This is a genomic window from Lysinibacillus parviboronicapiens (assembly GCF_003049605.2).
Taxonomy (GTDB): domain Bacteria; phylum Bacillota; class Bacilli; order Bacillales_A; family Planococcaceae; genus Lysinibacillus; species Lysinibacillus parviboronicapiens.
The window spans coordinates 4,594,849-4,614,030 of sequence record NZ_CP073713.1 but is presented as its reverse complement, the minus strand read 5'-3'; the positions used below and the strand labels follow the sequence as shown (position 1 = coordinate 4,614,030).

Here is a 19,182-nt window from a genome sequence, read left to right as displayed (position 1 = left end):
ACGACAGCCTTAAATTAAAGATTCAATGGCTCTTAAATATGAACTTTTACTTGCCCTATCTCGAATCTTGATTTAAGATTTACAATTTTATAAAATAAGCCAATTCGACCAAAGTGGCTGAGGATTCTTATTGTACTAACGGGGCAGAATAGTTCATCAAGCGTTTGGATTATTTTGGTATAATCTGATTAAATGAGAGTGAGGGGATTGAATAAATGAAAAAAACTTTAGTTGGAATATTTATAGCAGGAATTTTAGGCATTGGGAGTTATTTTCTATTTGGACAAAGTGGAAGTGATGAAAAGCTCACTTATGAAGGGGAAAATGAAAATTGGAAAGTTGAATATACACTCAATAATATAGGTAAAGAAGAAGTGCAACGTTCTATTAACTTAAAATATCAGGGGTCAGATTTAAGCAGTATTGGAGAATTTCAATTCGCGGTACAAACTAAACTTGGTAAATGGGGCCAAAGTACAATTGAATTAGATGAAAACGGGCTGTATACAAGCTCCAGTTCTGTAATACGGAAAGGAACTTTGACTGAAAAGGATAAACCAGTCTTCACAATTAGTTGGAATGATAATGAAGAAGAGATTATCTTAGAAAGTAAATAATGAATAGTTATCTTATAAAAATACCTCAAAATAATTAATATCATATGTAGTTTGAAGAACTTATTAAACTCCCATGAAAGAACTTAATCATCTTTCATTTTCTGTGGTGAAGTGCTGATTTTTGCGCTTCATGGATGGCTAACGGGGGCGTTTATCCAACAAGGATTTACGCTTTTTTGTTGAATTTTATTTACTAAAGGAGCAGTTTAGTTGAATAGAGGATTGATGTAAAGGAGGATAAAATGAATATATATTGTAAGAGCGCATTACATCAAATTAAAGTCGCTGTAACGACAATTGTTGAAATGATAGAAAAGTTAACAGAAAATGACTTGCAAAAAAGGCCCACACCTAATAAGCAGTCCATAGGAGAGCTGTTAGAACATATTGCTATTATTTGTGAAGCGGATTCGCTTATTTCGGACGGGGCATCTCAAGACAAGATGAACAAATTTTATTCAAGTGTTTCATATAAAAGTCTAAATGAGATTAAAGAAGCATTGATAAAAAATCATCAATTTTTAGAAGATAAATTTACGAATTTCACAGAAGTCGAACTTCAAGAGGAAGTTACTTCTTTTTGGGGTGTTACATACTCACGATATGAATGGTTGTTAGAGATTGTAGCTCATATTTATCATCACAGAGGGCAATTACACTCTATGCTTATTCATTGTTATGGAATATACCCAAAAGTTCCATTGTTTGAATAGAACTTTACTATTGCAACTAACTATGCAGTTTAGTTCAAGAATGACAGTAGAAGGTTTCAAGTAAGTTAATGGAGAATATTATTGATATGAGAGTTTAGAAAGGGGAATTTAATAAATGGTTGAAATTAAAGACTCATGGTTTACAGTAAATCAAATAGATAATACAACTTTCGCTATTAGTGAGTATGGACATTGGGAACAAGTTCACTCTTATTTATTAATTGGCGAGGAGAAAGCTGCATTAATTGATACGGGTCTTGGGATTGATAACATAAAGAGGATTACAGACCAGCTTACAAATTTACCGATTATTGTTTTAACAACACACGTCCATTGAGATCATATTGGAAGTCATGGTGAATTTAAGAATATTTATGTACATAAGGATGAAGAAGACTGGCTAGTCAATGGTATTAAGAAACTTTCTATCGAACAAATCAGAAAAGATGTAAGTCGTGATATTACAATACCTACGCCAGAAACGTTTAATCCAGACACCTATAAACCCTTTCAGGGTAATCCTACAGGTTTGTTAAATGATGGTGATGAAATAGAGATAGGCAATAGAAAGTTGACTATCTACCATACTCCAGGACATTCTCCGGGACATATTTCAATTTTAGATAATAGTAAAGGTTATTTATTTACAGGTGATTTGCTTTATGATGGGACTCCAGTGTATGCTTTTTTCCCAACGACCAACCCTGTGGATTTAACGCAATCGTTAAAGAAAATATCCAACATTACCAATGTAACGAAGATTTATGGAGGACATAATACAATAGGTCTTGATGCAAGCCTTTTACAAGAAGTGGGAAATGCAGTTGAAGAACTTAAAGAAAAAGATCAAGTAAGATTCGGAACTGGAATTCATAAATTCAAAGGATTTAGTGTGCAATTTTAATTATGCTTATTAAACTAAACCAGCTAATAGTTTGTCAATAATTTTCTGTTAAAAGTTTAATAGCCACGTGCTATACTAAAAAATGCATGACAAATAACCTTCCTAAAGTTTGCTTTTGGAAGGTTTTGTTTGATTTAGTTGCATCTACTTATCAAGCTAAATCTTGGTACGTAGTTCTGTTTTTTAATAAGGCAAAAATCCAATGTAATAGTTTATTAATACAAGCTATCATCGCTACTTTAAAAGGTTTTCCTTCGTCACGTTTTTTATCATAAAACTCACGTAATTTCTTGTTTCGAGGAATGATTTTATCGTCTGTTCTAGTTTTCCTGCAATCTCGTATTGCGCAACGAACAGCCATGAACAAGGCATGACGAAGTCTACTTGAACCTCGTTTTGTAATTTGATTTTTGGTCGCTGAAAACTTACCTGATTCGAAAACACTTGGGTCAACTCCAGCGAAAGCTACAAGCTTTTTAGGGTTGTTAAATCGATCTATTTCACCAATCTCAGAAATAATCGTTGCAGCGATTTTTTCACCGATACCTGGGATAGATTTGATAATACTATATTCTTCAATTTCTTTAGCGAGGGCATCTATTTCTGACTCTAACTTTGATAGATGCTCTTTGTATTGAAGAAGGATCTTTATATACATATCAAGACTTAAAATATGACTCTGGTAAATTATTTTTTCGAAAGGATTACGAGCTGCAGCGTCTTTAAGCTGTAAAGCTTTTTCATTTGCCCATCTAATGGATCTACTCTTACATAGTTCGTAAATTTTGTCTGTAATGGATTCCTCACTTGCTTTCAAAATATCTTCTGAAGAAGGGAACTCTGAAAGAGTTAATAGTGAAACATTAGAATATAAATCTCCGAAGACCCCTTTATATTCAGGAAATACCTGTTCAAGGACTGCCTGAAATTGTAACTTAGTTTGAATCATTACACCAGTAATATTTTCATGTTGTCTTGTAAGATTACGAAGATTTAATAACTGCACACCACGCTTTTTATATGGCTCTAATTCCTCTTTATAGAACAATTCACAAAGAAGATAGGCATCGATGGCATCCGTTTTTACTTTTCTCAAACTCGTTCCTCTTGCCTTATATGAAATTAACGGATTAATAATAATCAATAAATATCCTCGTTCTTCTAAATAATGTATGACAGGAGCTCCATAATGTCCTGTAGCTTCTAAAATGATTGTAGGCTTCATACAGGCCTCGTTTTTTACATCCTCTAAAAATATAACAAGGTCATTCAGACCTTCTAAAGTATGTGTTACCTTAAAACTTTTACAATATGGTTTGCCTTTATCTAAGAATGCTTGAACCTGGCTTTCTCCTTTGAAATATCCAGACCAACGACTGGATTCATTATTAATCTCCTCCTAGAATCATAGTTTGCCAGTTACCCCTAATCCTCCATGCAGTGTCATAGCTTCGCTTGTTATACGAGATCTAAGTCCCAACCAGCCTCAATCATGTTTCTGCAAGTAGGGGGCGAACGGTTTAGTTGACGGGGTCAAGCCCCACGAGCAGATACGTTCTACCCTGGCTACTGCTATAATAAAATCATATAAAAAATGGTCAACCAGAAATATCTGGCTGACCTTATAATACGAACGAAGCAGATTATGGAGAATATCTCCATTTCGTAGTATTGTGGAGAGATAACTTAATTAATACAATTTAAGGTAAAGAAGGGGATTATGATGAAAATAAATTTAATGATTTTTATATCATCCATAAAAGAACAAAAAGAAAACAATATCGGAGAAATAGTTATAAAAACATTTGAATCTAACATTCGTCCTGTAAAGGGGGACATTTTAGATGATCCAGGATTCCATCCAGGATTTCATAATGGATATGAAGTTGTTAAGGTTACAATGAATTATGCTTTAAATGAATGCTGGGTTTCACTATGTCCCCTTGAGTTAGAAAGGGAAGAAATTGAGATAGAGAACTATATAGAGAGACTTAAAGTAAACGGTTGGCGTGTTGTCTCAAAAGAAGAGATTAGAAAAAAGAATTAAAAATTTAGAAAAGAGTGTGTGAAGATTTGCACTTTAACTAACTTGGGCTTTAGTTGAATAACGATCTTCAACAATCGGGCGCAATTGTGGAACAACATAGCTGGAAAATGATCAAACTTTTTTATAAAAATCTCATTCTTACCTAAAAAGAGTAACTCCATTTTGACCAATCTTTTTTCAAAATGGAGTTGTTGAAGTTGCTATTAGATAAGGATTGAGGGATATTTTTTAATAATCTTTATTCCAAAGCTACACCAGCTTGGCCAGATCAAAGAAGGAATAGACCAAACCCAGCACCTTTTGTGTGTCCGGAATCTTGACTTAGATCCACATAGCACTTTTTACCCCTCATAAGTTCATATTTGATTTGCCACGCCCCATTTGCACATTTCCTCTAATATTGGCATTAAACTCTTTCCTTTTGGTGATAAGGAGTATTCCACTTTTGGAGGGATTTGTGGGTATTCTTTTCTGTGAACAATTCCAGAGTTCTCTAGTTCTCTTAACTGAGAACTTAACATTTTGTGAGTGATAGCTGGAATTTTCCGCTTTAACTCTCCATAACGTAAAATCGTATCGGAAGATAATTCATACATTATTTTCATCTTCCACTTGCCACCGATTAACGATAATGTGAAGTCAAAGGGTCTTTGTTTGTTGTGTCTCATCAAATTATTACTTAATTCTGACAATAACTTCACTCTCCTTTAAGTAGGTACCTAACAAAAAAGTGCATACTAGTTTTATTTGTATTCGAGTTTATAATTTGGGATGGAATTATAAGTATTTCAGAAGTCTATAATAATTCTATTATAGAATCGACATATTACTTAATCAAATATAGTTGAAGGAGAATGAATAGATGTCTAAAGAACAGAAACTCATATTTAATTCAATTGATTTGAGCGAGCATGAGATGTATAAATTGTTAATTGGCTCTGTAATACCAAGACCGATTGCGTGGGTTTCATCAAAAAGTAAGGATGGCATTTTAAATTTAGCGCCATTCAGCTTTTTTACTGTAGCTTCTCGAAATCCACCAACACTTTTGATCTCAATAGGACCGGGCGTTCATGAACGAATGGGAAGCATTAAGGATACGTTAACGAACATTCGTGAAGTAAAGGAATATATAATTAATATGGTACCTGAGCAGCTTGGGGAAGCGATGTATCGTTCATCGGCTAGTGTAGAGCCAGAAAAAAATGAGTTTGAGCTTGCAGGAGTGACTGTCCAGAATGGTAAAGTTTTGAATGTGCCGGCAGTGCTAGAAGCGCCAATCTCAATAGAACTTAAGTTAGACCAGATTATTCCTGTCGGTGGAGATTATCTAGTGCTTGGAAAAGTTGAATGTGTCCAAGTAGATGAAGCAATCTATGCAGGAAACTATAAAATAGCTATCGATAAGTTTAAGCCGCTTGCTAGTTTGGCAGGAGACTTTGCCGGACTGATGCCTTCATTTTCATATGGACAAAAAGGTACATAAATTATTTTGTTAGCTGAGATGGTTGCGAGAATACCATGAGCTGAAGGCCCCGCAGGAGTGTAGCGAAGAGGAGATTGAAGCCATGCCCACGAAAAGCGTCCGCCGTAGCGGAAAGTAACAAAAAGGACTGTAAACAAACCCTATTTTTGGGGTTGTTCACAGTCGGAATCACCTTCGATATTACGAAGGTGATTCTTGCTTTTATTATTTCTCTAAAACAAAATCAGCAATTTCGTCTAAAATCATTTCTTTACCAAGAGGGAAGTATCCTTTATTTACTGCATCATTGTTAATGATAAATACGTGGTTGTTCTTAACAGCATTCATGTTTTTCCAAATTGTTTCTTCTTGGAATTCTTTTAAGCGTTCAGAACCGTCACCTGTTGTAAATACGAATAGGTAATCAGGATTGTAGTCAATTAAAGCTTCTTTTTGTACTTGTACTAATGGTTCATCCATTGGTGTACCTGGGACAGCTGGTAATTTTAAATCTTTGAAGATTACGCTACCGTAACCATAGTCACCGTATACACGGAATGCATTTGGATATGCAGCCATTTTCATGAACGTCGCATCACCAGTTTTAGCAACAATTTTATCGTGTAACTTGCTTGCTTTGTCATCATACTTTTTGAACCATTCTTCTGTTTCTTTTTCTTTATCGAAGATTTTACCTAATTCTTCAAACTTCGGACGCCATTGATCTAATGGTGTCTCTAACATAACGGTAGGTGCAATTTTAGATAGTTGATCATAAATTTTTTCTTGACGATTATTTATAAGAATTAAATCTGGCTTTGCAGCAGCCACTGCTTCGATGTTAATGTTGTCACCCCAAGCAGAGCCGACAGGTTTAACATCTTTTAATTTATCTGCAATATGTGGATCAATTTCTTCTTGAGATGTATTTGCAGTAATGATTGGTTTCATTCCAAAGATTAATAATTCTTCTGTCGAACCACTAAGGTCAGCAATTTTCTTTGGGTTTGCAGGGATTTTAATTTCCCCTTTAGCATGCACGACAGTACGCTCTTCAGCTTTTGCGTCTGCTTTTTCTGTTTGTTCTTTCTTATCTGAAGAACAAGCTGCAAATAGTATAGATGTAACAACTAATACCATTGCTAGTAACGATAGTTTAAATTTCTTCATATTTTTGTTCCTCCCGGATAAATTGTATGTGACCCATTTCATTCTAATGGGTGTTCAACATCTCAGGCTAAAATGAGAAGCTCAACGCCCATTAGAAGGCTCCCTCTCTATCTATTTAACTTCTTTCAGTAAATATTTTTGTACCGAAAGCGTAGTGACGGGTACAGAAGTCTCCTACCTCTATAGGTGGTGAGATTGCAATTATGCAGAGGCATAGTTGCTGAGAGGAAGCTCCTCCCCATATGGTTTTTTCTGTGATTAATTATGAATCATCGTTAAATCGTAAGTTAAACAGATCGGTTTACTGTTTACAGGACATGAAACAATTAGTGCCTCAATTTCAAATACATTGCGAAGCGTCTCACTTGTCATTACTTCGTCTGGCGTTCCTTGGTGAATCAGTTTGCCAGCTTTTAAAGCAACCATATGATCAGAAAAACGAGAGGCATGATTTAAATCATGAATAACCATGACGATTGTTCGGCCTTCTTCCTGATTTAACTTCTTCAATAACTTTAATATTTCTAACTGGTGAGCCATATCTAAGTAAGTTGTCGGCTCGTCTAATACAAGTAAGTCTGTGCCTTGAGCAAGTGCCATTGCAATCCATACTCGTTGACGTTGACCACCTGATAAAGCTTCTGCTGGACGCTTTGCAAACTCTGTCATCCCTGTCACTTCAAGTGCCCAATGAATATAGCGATAATCTTCTTCTTTCAGTGTTCCAAATCCATTTTGGTGTGGAAAACGACCATATGAAACAAGCTCAAACACAGTAAGACCAGTCGGTAATTCTGCAGTCTGGGGTAAAATCGCCATTTTCTTTGCAATTTCTTTTGTTGACTGTTTCTCAATTGCTTTTCCATCAAGATAAACAGTCCCTCGTTTTGCCTTTAGAATACGAGATGCTGTTTTTAACAAGGTAGATTTCCCACAACCATTTGGTCCAATAATTGTTGTAATCTTTCCTTCGGGGATATCCACTGATAATCCATCTATTATTAATCCTTCATTATAGCCAACAGATACCGAATCAACTGCTAAAGTTACCATCAAAAATGACTCCTTTTATTTTGTCTTCATAAGTAAATAAATAAAATATGGTGCACCAATAATAGAAATAACGAAACCGACTGGTATTTCTGAAGTCGTTAGTACACTTCTTGAAATTAAATCTGCAAATAGTAATAGCAAAGTGCCAATTAATGCTGCTGTTGGTAACATAATTTGATGTTTTCCTCCAACAAGGCGTCTTGCCAGATGAGGTGCCATTAAACCGATAAATCCAATACCACCAGCAACAGCTACCGATGCACCTGCCAAGCAAACGGCAATAAATAATAATTTGCGTCTTTCCTTCTCCACATCTACACCAAGGCCAACCGCTGCTGCATCTCCTAAATTCATTACATTCAATACATGTGCTTTGCGAAATGCAATTGGTATAAATATGAGCATCCATGGAAGTGCACTTAATACAAATTTCCAATCTGTTCCCCATAAACTCCCTGCTAACCAAATGGTTGCAAAACGAAAATCATTAGAAGTCATTTTCATCGAGAAAATTAAACTGACAGCACCAAACCCTGCAGCAACTGCAATACCAACAAGAATTAAACGAGTTGATGAAACACCGTTTTTCCAAGCTAGTGTATAAATAATAACTGCCGCCAACAAAGCACCAACTAAAGCGAAAAATGGAAGAATGAATACTGATATTAGCGTACCGGTCCCAACTTTTCCGAAGAAGAAGTAGACGAAAATAACAACCGTCAATCCAGCACCAGCATTAATACCGATAATTCCAGGGTCAGCTAGTGGATTTCGAGATAAACCTTGCATGATTGCCCCTGATATCGCTAGCGCTGAACCAACTAGAATAGCAATAACCATTCGAGGCATACGAAACTCGAATAAGATGACAGATTGCTCTTCAGCGCCTAGCCCAATTAACGATTTCAATACATCTATTGGCGGTATTTTATACGTTCCTGTATTTAAGCTAATTAGGAGTATAAACACAATTAAGCAAACTAAAATGGCTAATACTGACATACTCTTTTTTGTTAAGATATCTTGCCTCATATTTTCCCTCTCCCCTCTTTACGAGCTAAGTAAAGGAAGAATGGAACCCCGATTAAAGCTGTAATTGCACCAATTGGCGTTTCAAATGGAGGATTGATAACGCGAGATAACATATCTGCACATTCAATTAACAATCCACCTAATACCGCTGAACATGGAATAACCCATCTATAATCAGATCCAACGAGAAAACGTGTCATATGTGGGATAACAAGTCCAACAAATCCGACAGAACCTGCCATAGAGACAGCTGAGCCTGTTAAAACAAGCACAAGTACGGTTCCAATAAATTTAATTAAAGTTGTATTTTGCCCAAGCCCAATCGCAATTTCTTCTCCGAAACTTAAGATGGTAATGTATCTCGACATGATAATTGCTATAACAAGACAGAGTAGTCCAATTGGTAGCAACATCTCAATACTTACCCATTTCACACTTGAAACGCCTCCTGCATTCCACATGCTCACTTCTTGAGCAAGATTAAAATAAAGTGCGATACTAGATGAGATGGCCCCAAGTAAAGCACTGATAGCTGCACCAGCTAACGCTAACTTCACGGGGGTCAGCCCTCCTGGTGAGGACGCACCCACACCATATACAATACTTGCACCAAATGCTGCACCCATAAATGAAGCGATAACAAACATTATGTATGGGGAATTAGGGAAAAATGCATAAGTAATGGCAATTCCAAATACCGCACCATCCGTAATCCCCATTAAAGATGGAGAGGCGAGAGGATTTCGTGTCATCCCTTGCATAATTGCTCCGGATACCGCTAGAAATGCACCAGCGACAACTCCTCCAATTGCTCTTGGAATACGAAGTTCCCAAATGACACTATGATATGTAAGTGAATCATCGAATTGAAAAACAGCTTGCCAGACAGTCTTTAAGCTAATATCCGCTGCCCCAAATGAAATGGACATTCCCATACTTAAAGCTAATAAAATCGTACCTGCTATTAAAATAATCGAAGCAATAAGCGGTCTGCTCTTAATCTTTTTCATATTCGTTTCTTGTTGTTCCATACTCTTCGCGCTTGCTTCCATTCGTTAATCATCCTAACTAACAACATATGTTTAATGAAATGAGAGTCATTCTCAATTGATAATAAAAAAATAAGGCTCTGCACCTTAGTTGATAATGATTCTCATAATCACTCGTCCTATTCTACATACCACCCTAAATAGTTGTCAATATTATTTTTTAAAATATATTAATTTTGTTCTTTATTATTTTCTTAAACTTGCAAAAAATGCTTATATCAAGCGATGTTCTAGGAGATAGGGTATGGTGTTTAAATTATTCGAAAATACTAAATTTGAATAGAAGTGGTATAGTTTTATAAAAAAACAGATTTTATAAGAACAGGAAAAATGGATAAATTTTAAATTCGAAAAAAGTGGATTGATATGCTGTGAGAAAGCAATTGTGCTTGTAAAATTGCTTCGATAAAAGAAGTTAAGAATATGAAACACGTTGAAGAGGAACAAGCAGTTGAATTTGTTGGTGAAATGATGAAGGAATTATTTTAGTTATTTATCGATTATACGATAAGACTTTATAAGATTTAGTAAACCGCTAAAGTTATTTCTTCCTCAAATTTTGCTGATTACACTTCTCGTAATTAAACTATAACCAATTTTAAAAGACCATACAGTTTATGACAGTGTATATTAATACGTGTAATTGTAAGAGGTGTTATTATAAAAAGTGACACCAAGATCTTATAAATCGCTTTAAAATACTTATAAATTTATGACAACACTAAATGTAATTCACATTGTAGTTTTAGAAAAAAGATTGATTATTTGAAATAAAGTTTGATAAAAAGATAGCGATTGAAGGGGGCAAGGCCCCCCTTTTTTATGGGTTACCAACTGCGACATACATAATCCAACTTTTTTCTTTTGTACTTTCTGCTCCGATAATTTCCGTATCAAAAATATCGAGGAAATTATAAATTTTAACGATAAGATGTATTTGTAAAGGAGGGAAATGAATGTTACAAGAATTCAATAATTTAATGGATTACATCGAAACACATTTAACGGAAGAAATCTCTGGCAAAGATATATCTAAAATTGTAGGTGTATCTGATTATCATTTTAAAAGAATGTTTTCCTATATGGCTGGTATGTCATTGAATGAGTATATCAAGAATAGGAGATTATCAGTTGCGAATGTTGAATTAATAAATGGAGCAAAGGTAACCGATATTGCCTATAAATATGGTTATCAATCTATAGAAGGATTTTCAAGAGCCTTTCGTGAATGGAGTGGTTTTTTACCATCAGAAGTAAGTAAAAACAAAATTCAAAAATCATTTCCTAAATTTTCATTCTTTATTGATATAAGAGGAGGAATATCCATGGAATTCAAAATTGAAAAAAAAGAGAAGTTTAATATAGTAGGTGTATCAAAAAGGGTGCCAATTCAATTCGAAGGGGTAAATAATGCTATCTTAGAACTAGCCCAGTCAATTACCGAACAACAAAGAAATGAAATGCATCAACTAGCTGATTTATATCCTCATCAAGTCTTGAATGTATCTTATGATTTTGACGATGGGTTCTTGGAAGAAAAAGGATGCTTAACGCATATAATTGGTTTTGCAACTACAAAAGAAAATCCATTTGATGATTTAGAGCAAATTTCTATAGAAGAGAGTTTGTGGGCAATTTTCCCTAATCAAGGACCATTTCCTGCTACAATTCAAGAAACTACGGCAAAAATTTATTCTGTATGGTTGCCTTCTTCAGATTATGAAGTAGTAGATATACCCGGAATTTCTTTTACAAAGCACAATGGTACATCGGAAAATGTATATAGCGAAATTTGGATGCCAGTAAAGAAAAAAAGTTAGCGATAAACTGGATGATTATGATATTTACAGAAGTGTTATTTCGTTAAATCTTCACTTTCCATTTTTGACTAGTCAGTAGATATTGACTGGTCTTTTTGAATTTAACGACTCAACACTTATCGCTAATCCTACTGCGAAATTCAACTTCATTCTTTGTAAGGCTTTACTTTTGCCTGCACACAACTGAATCGTAATGTAAAAAACATATGAAAAAAGAGGTTTTTATTAACGGTAACTCTACAGCAGTAAACCTATTTATTTACATGGGAGAGAAGAAAGTAAGGTGCAAAGCCATGTATAGACTCCTAGGCTCTTTCAATTGCTTAAAACTTTGATTCGGAGACGTAGGAATGTGGAAAATATATTTACACAAATTTAAATAGCATAAAAAATACTAAACATTGTTTTAGTATAATAACTCCTCATTAATTTTATAGTCCACAAATACTACTACTTACCTAGGTGAATTCTCCCGAATACAAATTTCTCATGATATTATCAAACAAAATATAGTACCTTATTCGGTTTATATATAGGAGAAACGCCATCTAAAGATAATTATTAGCATCTATACAGCGTTTGGAGGTTGACTGTTATTTCAGTTCGGCATGTGGCTGGTTTAGAGGTTTCATGAGGTATTAGAAAATTATAGCATTATATTTTTGATCTTATGAAAAGTGACGACAAAATTCCTTAATTTATATTTTATTCAATTAACAAGTAACTTTAGTACTATTTTACATTAAACATTATTAAAGAGTTGTCGATATAAATTTGATGAATCAGTAATTTACATAAAATGGGAAGTGATAGGGTGTTGTAAATAGTATGAAAAGTAGCATGTTATTGTGAGTGAATGGGGCTGTTGTTAAGAAGTAAATAAATATGTATACTCGCACCTTTGATAAAGTAGAAATTATTGTCTTTCATCAAAAGTGCACAAATAATTGAATTTGAAAGGGAGAGTATTAACCTTGCTTCGTAATCTATCCATATTTAAGAAGTTAGTCCTATTAATGTCTATAGCAATTTTAACGATTGCTCTTATCCAAGTAAGTGGATATATCACTATGAAAAAATTGGAGAATAATACAGAGAATATTTTTAAAAATCGTCTAGAACCAAGTATTATTTTGTCAGATTATAGACTTAATAATCGGATTATTGTTTCAGATATGTATCGTTCTTTTCTTTTTACAGATGAAACAACTATTACTCAAATTAAAAATGAAGTAACTGATGCGTTTAAAGATAATGAAAAGTATCTTAAAATACTTGAAGCAGCCAAAATGCAATCGGATGAGGATAAAATAATAAGTGAATTGATTCAGCTATATCCAAATTTTAAAGAAAGCATGGAGCAAGTCTTTCAGTTAAGTCTTGCTAATAAGAATGAGGAAGCAATAAACCTCTTTAATTCAAGTGCCGAGCCTGTGCTTGACGAAATTATTTCAAAAGGTATAGAGCTGACAGAATTGAATAAAAAAAATGCAAGTACTTTGAATATGGAAAGTAAGGCCGAGGCAAGTAAAGGTATCACAAATTCTCTAATTATATCAATTGTATTAGGAATTTTGTTTGTGGCAATCGGTTTTATCGGTGTACGAAAATATCTAATTTCTCCAATTGAAAAGTTAAAAATTGCTGTCCAACGAGCCGAAGCTGGAGAATTTAATTTTAGTGTAGCGTATGATTCAAAGGATGAACTAGGGGTCTTAACGTCCACTTTCAGCCACATGATTGCTCAATTACGAGATCTAATTGGTCAGGTGAAACAATCATCCGAACAGATGGCAGCATTTTCGGTTGAGCTTTCGGCAAGTGCGGAACAAACGAGTGAGGCAAGTGAACATATTGCCTCTGTTACAGTAGAGGTGGCAAACGGCTCCGACGATCAAGTTAGAACGATTGAAGAAACATTAGACGTTGTTAATCATATGGTACAAGATGTCCAAACAATAGCTAGAAATTCTACGAACGTTTCAGGGGCTGCTACACAAGCAAAACAACTTTCTGTAGATGGAAATGATATTATACAAAATGCAGTTCTACAAATGAACTCGATTCAAACATCTATTGGTAGTCTAAGTGATGTTATTAGTGGTTTAGGTGAGCGTTCAGCTGAGATTGGAGATATCGTTGAAGTTATAACAAGTATTGCTACCCAAACCAACCTACTTGCGTTAAATGCAGCGATAGAAGCAGCAAGAGCAGGCGAACATGGGAAAGGTTTTGCGGTCGTTTCGGAAGAAGTGCGAAAATTGGCAGAAGAATCATCTGCATCGGCGCTGAGAATTTCTGAGCTAATTATAAGAATTCAAGGCGAAACGAATAAAGCGGTAGACTCCATGCAGTTCACTACGAATGAAGTGAAAACGGGTATTAATAATGTGAACAGCGCAGGTGAATCATTTGAGAAAATTCAACATGCCATTAACGAGGTATCAGTTCAAATTCATGAAGTGTCTACTTCTGTAGAGCAGATGGTTGGAGGTGCAGATCAAATGTCCAAATCCATGGAACAAATTAATGGAATCGCCCAAAGCTCCGCAGAAGGGACACAAAATATTTCAGCGGCTACGGAAGAACAATTAGCCTCTATGCAGGAAATTTCTGCATCTACTTCGGCACTTTCTAAAATGGCAGAAGACTTACAAGAAAAAACGAATATGTTTAAAGTATAAAGATGACGAATTATATGATTTTAAGAGTAATACTTGGTCAATAAAAAGCAGGCGTACCAGTTATTACTACGCCCATTGCATGAAACTTTCGAGAGAAGCAGGGATAAATAAGCGAGAGAATACGTATAGAAGCTTTGTTATCTTAAAATGGTGGGTTTCAAACTTGGGTAGTGGGTCATCGAACGATATTATGAAAGAAGTACTACTTGATTGGTTCGTCTAGGATATAAAAAAGTTAGTAATTTATCGAGAGACTATTCTTTTAAACGGTAGCCATATCATATTAAAACTACTGTAAATAGAAAAGATAAGGTTCCTACAAGGATAAAAGAATATTTACTTATTGTGCAAAAAGGCAAATAAATTTATTTAATCAATCTTTTTTATAAAATTAATTTTATACTTAAAGACAAACCCACATATTTTGATTAATCTTTGTTCAAAATGTGTGGGTCTTATAGCCGTAAGAGGTTATGTTTTATTTTTCGGTAAACGGAGAGATAGAAATTGAATGACTTTGAATGGTTATATTCAAAGTATAAAAGTGAAGCAAGTGATATTTTTGTCTACAGTCAGAAGCACTCAAAAGAGTGTTTTTTAATTTTTAAAATGTGAACTAACTCTATTACTTTGGAACAAATGTAACTTGAACGTTTTATGAACAATTCATAAAAATCTATACTCTTTTAAATAGTAAATCACCTAATGATAAGATAATTGTTATGTTTAGACTTATTTATTGACATCTTTCGCGAATAAACATAGTCATTTAATACAGCTATTACCATATTAATACATAGTTTGCTTAATTTTATATTCATAGCTATCATACTAGTGTAATTATAATTTCATACTACAAAAAGGTGAGGAGACTACTTATATGAACACTACATTCACAAAATTAAGTAAAAAGGGAATAACTGCTGCCCTATTAGCAGCTGGAATCGTGGGGGTTTCAATGGCACCCAATGCATCTGCCCATGGATTTGTTGAGAAACCAGCTAGCCGTGCTGCTTTATGTAGCCAAAGTTATGGCGCGCTTAACTTGAGTTGTGGAAGGGTTATGTATGAGCCACAGAGCTTAGAGGCCAAAAAAGGATTTCCACAAGGTGGACCAGTTGATGGTAAAATTGCCTCTGCAGGAGGTCAGTTTGATGGCATCCTCGATCAACAAACCGCAAATCGCTGGTTTAAGAATACGATTACAGGGGGATCAAATACCTTTACCTGGAAGTACACTCAGTCGCATTTAACAAGTAAATGGCACTATTATATTACGAAAAAGGGATGGGATTCTAATAAGCCATTAACCCGTGCTGATCTTGAGCTAATTGGAACTGTAGAACATAATGGTACTGAAGCCTCAGCTAATCTAACGCATACAATTAACGTACCAACTGATCGTAGTGGCTACCACGTTATTTTAGCTGTTTGGGATGTAGCAAATACTGCAAATGCTTTCTACAATGTCATTGATGTTAATTTGGTGAATAATGTGGATGTAGATAAGGAAGCTCCATCTCAACCAAATGGATTACAAGCAACGAAAGTTACTTCTAATAGTGCTGAGCTAACATGGAATTCTTCTACAGACAATGTAGGTGTAAAAGAATATCAAGTATTCCGTGATGGTAAGGCAATTGGAACGGTACCGGGAACAACATTCACAGATAAAAATTTACAAGCGAATACAAAATATACATATACAGTAAAGGCAGTGGATGCAGCTGGAAATGTTTCTAAAGAAAGTGAGTCTATAGCTGTAGAGACAATGATTGCAGTTCCAGATACAGAAGCACCAACGCAACCAACTGCACTACACACGATGGGCGTAACATCCTCAAGTGTAGACTTAATGTGGAGTGCATCAGAGGATAATGTAGCAGTTGACCATTATGTTATCTATCGAGGGACATCAGTAGGACAAATGACTGTAGTTGGAACATCGAAAACTACGTCCTTTATGGACAAGAATCTTCAATCAAATACAACTTATAAGTATGCGGTCACTGCCGTTGATGCAGCTGGAAATGAATCTATTAAAAGTTCGATTTTCACTGTAACTACAAAAGAGCAAGGGTCGTCTTATGAGCAATGGAGCCCAATTAAGGCGTACACAAAAGGTGATAAAGTAGAGCACCAAGGTAAAGTATATGAAGCGGTTCAAAGCTATCAAGGATATGGAGATCCAAATTGGATTTTCGCATTGTCATTATGGAAAGAAGTTAAATAAAATAGAGTCTTAAAAAAACCTTATTGTAAGGTTTCAGACTGTCGACAAAAGGCATCAAGAAGCAAACTCTTGATGCCTTTTGTCCTTTTTTATGTTCAGCAAAGGGGATTCTCCTACCAAAGAGCTTGCCATGTCCAAGCTTTAAGAAATGAATACTGTGCATATACCACTCCCGATTTTTCTAGAAGACTTCATTTACTTGTTGCTATCGTATATGATGGGTACTATATCATTTTTCCCAAATGAAAACGTTACAATCATGCAAACCCGTGATGATAGCATGCTGTGCCCTAACATAAAAAAAAATCCATGCTATATAAATTGGAAAATAATAAGTAAGCCAAATTTGTACAGTCATATTTATATGATTTAAAATCGTAATTAGAGCAGTAATTGAGAAACCTAACATAAGTAGGTTAAATTATTTAGTGAAAATAGGATTTTTATGGAATTAATAGAGGGTTAAGTCATCAAAACATTGTGAGTAAAAACAATAAGGAGGGAACGAATATGACAGAGAGCAATAAGGAGTTGTCACTAGAACAACGTGAGGAGCTACTCAGAACTTTAAAAGCCCGTTTTGAGAAAAACATGAACCGCCATAAAGGTCTTGAATGGGCTGAAGTGCAAGCTAAGCTTGAAGCTAATACTGAAAAACTGTGGTCGCTCAATGAAATGGAAGGAACTGGGGGTGAACCGGATGTTGTCGGACATGATGAACAAACGGGCGAATATATTTTTTATGATTGTTCAGCGGAAAGCCCTAAAGGTCGTAGAAGTGTTTGTTATGACCGTGAAGCACTGGAGTCAAGGAAAAAACACAAACCAGAAAATAACGCTATAGATATGGCAATTGCCATGGGCATTGAACTTTTAACGGAAGAACAATACCGGGAGCTGCAGAAATTTGAAAATTTCGATATGAAAACGTCGAGCTGGGTGCAAACCCCTGCAAATATTAGAAATCTCGGCGGGGCCATCTTTTGTGATTGTCGCTACGACACTGTCTTTATGTACCACAATGGAGCAGATTCTTACTATGCTGCAAGAGGCTTCCGTGGCTCGCTAAGGGTTTAAACTTTGCATATAGACAGCTTGGTCAATCTAATTGATGTCGTCCATTTTTTATATTTCTCGTCACCATAAATACATCTATTTGAAAAGAAGGGCTTAAGAATGATTCCTAAGCCCTTTTATTATCAATAAGTGTTTAATTTTATTCTCTCTATTTTTTCCTTAAAGGGCAATTTCCACAATACGGAATTTCTTCTTTTGTATTTACTTGATAGTATCGGCAGCATGTTTTTCGAACCGGTACTTCACTCCATTTTTCTTTGCGCTGAAGAAAAGTTTGAAAAGGATTTTGTTCAATACCTAACCAATTCGTTTCAGTACTAGTAAGTTTATTAAAATTTTCATTTAATTCAGTTACTGCACATGATTTTTCATTTTTGCGAAGAGTTGCATGCAGCCTTACAGCGATGTTTTCCCATAAGGTATTTGGATAAATTTTACATTAATTTGTAATAATATTAATCATTGGCGTTAAATGGCGAGCAAAAATGCGTGTTTTCCAACAGTCTTGAAAAATATTTGTGGGATTTTCTTCAATTTGCAATGTAAATGACGTTACATCCAATCGAGCTGTAGACCACCAATCAACTCTCTCCTTTTGCAGCCCATAATAATCCAGATTCGAAGCTGCCACTAAAATTGCATAACGTTTAATAAATAAAGAACCCGCTATAGCTAAAGAAGAAGTATCTAAATGACTTGCATACTGTTTAATGATTGGGAATAAAGTATCTTTATTCAATAAGTCATGTAAAGGAATACCTTGAGGTGAGGGTTGCTTTTCAACGCATAAGGCTCTAAATTCACTTTACATACCTCCCTTTGCCTTTCGGGATACATAATGGGGTTCCAAAAAAAGGATCTTCCGATACAGCTACTTCCATACCAAATACTTCTTGAACCATTTCTACGGTTACAATATCCTCTGGAGGACCTTGTACAGCCACTGTTTGGTCATGGATTGCAACTAAATGGTCTGCATAGCGACAAGCGAGATTTAAGTCATGTAGAACCATAACGATTGTTCGTTGGTCAGAGCGATTTAATTCAAATAAAAAATCTAATACTTCAATTTGATGAGTCATGTCCAAATAAGTAGTTGGTTCATCTAATAACATAATGGGTGTTTATTATATCTGTTGTACAATAACAACAAAAAAATTTATTTTTATGACAATTCTTTTCATAGACTTTAAATTTAAAAGGTAAAATATATATGCGGGTGCACCGAACCGCTTCGGGGCTATGAAATAAATTCATCTAACTCAGTTATTGTAATAAAACCGATATTATTATTTTTTCCGTACTAAATCATGAACAA

General features: G+C 35.0%; 14 protein-coding genes and 3 pseudogenes. 9 read left to right on the top strand and 8 right to left on the bottom strand.

What is annotated here, in order from left to right; all coding sequences use genetic code 11:
* Window positions 1-215: 215 nt before the first annotated feature.
* From C9J31_RS22370 to C9J31_RS22360, 3 genes and pseudogenes are all read left to right on the top strand, one after another.
* Window positions 216-617, top strand: coding sequence for a hypothetical protein (locus C9J31_RS22370; protein ID WP_107951663.1), 402 nt, complete (start codon window positions 216-218; stop codon window positions 615-617).
* Window positions 618-859: 242 nt separating this feature from the next.
* The gene (locus tag C9J31_RS22365) at window positions 860-1,330 is read left to right on the top strand and encodes a DinB family protein (protein ID WP_107951664.1); all 471 of its coding nucleotides are present in this window, start codon (window positions 860-862) and stop codon (window positions 1,328-1,330) included.
* A gap of 115 nt (window positions 1,331-1,445) precedes the next feature.
* Window positions 1,446-2,234 (top strand): annotated as a pseudogene (locus C9J31_RS22360) (MBL fold metallo-hydrolase).
* 151 nt (window positions 2,235-2,385) lie between these two features.
* Here the strand turns inward: C9J31_RS22360 and C9J31_RS22355 are convergent.
* Window positions 2,386-3,620, bottom strand: a pseudogene (locus tag C9J31_RS22355) (IS110 family RNA-guided transposase).
* 334 nt (window positions 3,621-3,954) lie between these two features.
* Between C9J31_RS22355 and C9J31_RS22350 the strand changes: the two are divergent.
* Entirely contained in the window at window positions 3,955-4,281 is a 327-nt protein-coding gene (locus C9J31_RS22350; protein WP_244854846.1) for a hypothetical protein, read from the top strand.
* 356 nt (window positions 4,282-4,637) lie between these two features.
* Here the strand turns inward: C9J31_RS22350 and C9J31_RS22345 are convergent, their stop codons facing one another.
* The gene (locus C9J31_RS22345) at window positions 4,638-4,949 is read right to left on the bottom strand and encodes a winged helix-turn-helix transcriptional regulator (RefSeq protein ID WP_054768285.1); all 312 of its coding nucleotides are present in this window, start codon (window positions 4,947-4,949) and stop codon (window positions 4,638-4,640) included.
* 194 nt (window positions 4,950-5,143) lie between these two features.
* On the opposite strand from C9J31_RS22345, the gene C9J31_RS22340 reads away from it, so the two are divergent.
* Window positions 5,144-5,767 (top strand): flavin reductase family protein, encoded by a 624-nt coding sequence (locus tag C9J31_RS22340; protein WP_211634926.1) that lies wholly within the window; start codon window positions 5,144-5,146, stop codon window positions 5,765-5,767.
* Between the two features lie 204 nt (window positions 5,768-5,971).
* Here C9J31_RS22340 and C9J31_RS22335 read toward each other — a convergent pair whose 3' ends face one another.
* The 4 genes from C9J31_RS22335 to C9J31_RS22320 form a co-directional block, all read right to left on the bottom strand.
* Window positions 5,972-6,916 carry an ABC transporter substrate-binding protein gene (locus tag C9J31_RS22335; RefSeq protein WP_107948587.1) on the bottom strand — a complete coding sequence of 315 codons (945 nt, stop codon included), beginning with the start codon at window positions 6,914-6,916 and terminating at the stop codon, window positions 5,972-5,974.
* Window positions 6,917-7,174: 258 nt separating this feature from the next.
* On the bottom strand, window positions 7,175-7,969 hold the full coding sequence (locus tag C9J31_RS22330; RefSeq protein ID WP_107948589.1) for an ABC transporter ATP-binding protein: 795 nt from the start codon (window positions 7,967-7,969) through the stop codon (window positions 7,175-7,177).
* Between the two features lie 15 nt (window positions 7,970-7,984).
* Window positions 7,985-9,001, bottom strand: coding sequence for a FecCD family ABC transporter permease (locus tag C9J31_RS22325; protein WP_107948591.1), 1,017 nt, complete (start codon window positions 8,999-9,001; stop codon window positions 7,985-7,987).
* Window positions 8,998-10,053, bottom strand: a complete 1,056-nt coding sequence (locus C9J31_RS22320) for a FecCD family ABC transporter permease (protein ID WP_107948593.1) — start codon at window positions 10,051-10,053, stop codon at window positions 8,998-9,000. Before C9J31_RS22320 ends, C9J31_RS22325 begins: the two co-directional genes overlap by 4 nt.
* A 953-nt stretch (window positions 10,054-11,006) precedes the next feature.
* Between C9J31_RS22320 and C9J31_RS22315 the strand changes: the two genes are divergently transcribed.
* The 4 genes from C9J31_RS22315 to C9J31_RS22300 all read left to right on the top strand — a co-directional run bounded on the left by C9J31_RS22315 (window position 11,007) and on the right by C9J31_RS22300 (window position 17,864).
* Window positions 11,007-11,870, top strand: a complete 864-nt coding sequence (locus tag C9J31_RS22315) for an AraC family transcriptional regulator (protein WP_107948595.1) — start codon at window positions 11,007-11,009, stop codon at window positions 11,868-11,870.
* Window positions 11,871-12,817: 947 nt separating this feature from the next.
* Window positions 12,818-14,554, top strand: coding sequence for a methyl-accepting chemotaxis protein (locus tag C9J31_RS22310; protein ID WP_342345569.1), 1,737 nt, complete (start codon window positions 12,818-12,820; stop codon window positions 14,552-14,554).
* An 880-nt stretch (window positions 14,555-15,434) separates the two neighbouring features.
* Complete coding sequence (locus C9J31_RS22305; RefSeq protein WP_107948598.1) at window positions 15,435-16,787, top strand: lytic polysaccharide monooxygenase; 1,353 nt, start codon at window positions 15,435-15,437, stop codon at window positions 16,785-16,787.
* Window positions 16,788-17,297: 510 nt separating this feature from the next.
* Window positions 17,298-17,864, top strand: a complete 567-nt coding sequence (locus C9J31_RS22300) for a DUF4256 domain-containing protein (RefSeq protein ID WP_107923995.1) — start codon at window positions 17,298-17,300, stop codon at window positions 17,862-17,864.
* A 439-nt stretch (window positions 17,865-18,303) separates the two neighbouring features.
* Here the strand turns inward: C9J31_RS22300 and C9J31_RS22290 are convergent, their stop codons facing one another.
* Window positions 18,304-18,603: a hypothetical protein gene (locus tag C9J31_RS22290; protein WP_107948600.1), complete on the bottom strand. Its 300-nt coding sequence runs from the start codon at window positions 18,601-18,603 to the stop codon at window positions 18,304-18,306.
* A 61-nt stretch (window positions 18,604-18,664) separates the two neighbouring features.
* Window positions 18,665-18,988: pseudogene (locus tag C9J31_RS22285) on the bottom strand (ABC transporter ATP-binding protein); the annotation flags it as partial.
* Window positions 18,989-19,182 lie beyond the last annotated feature (194 nt).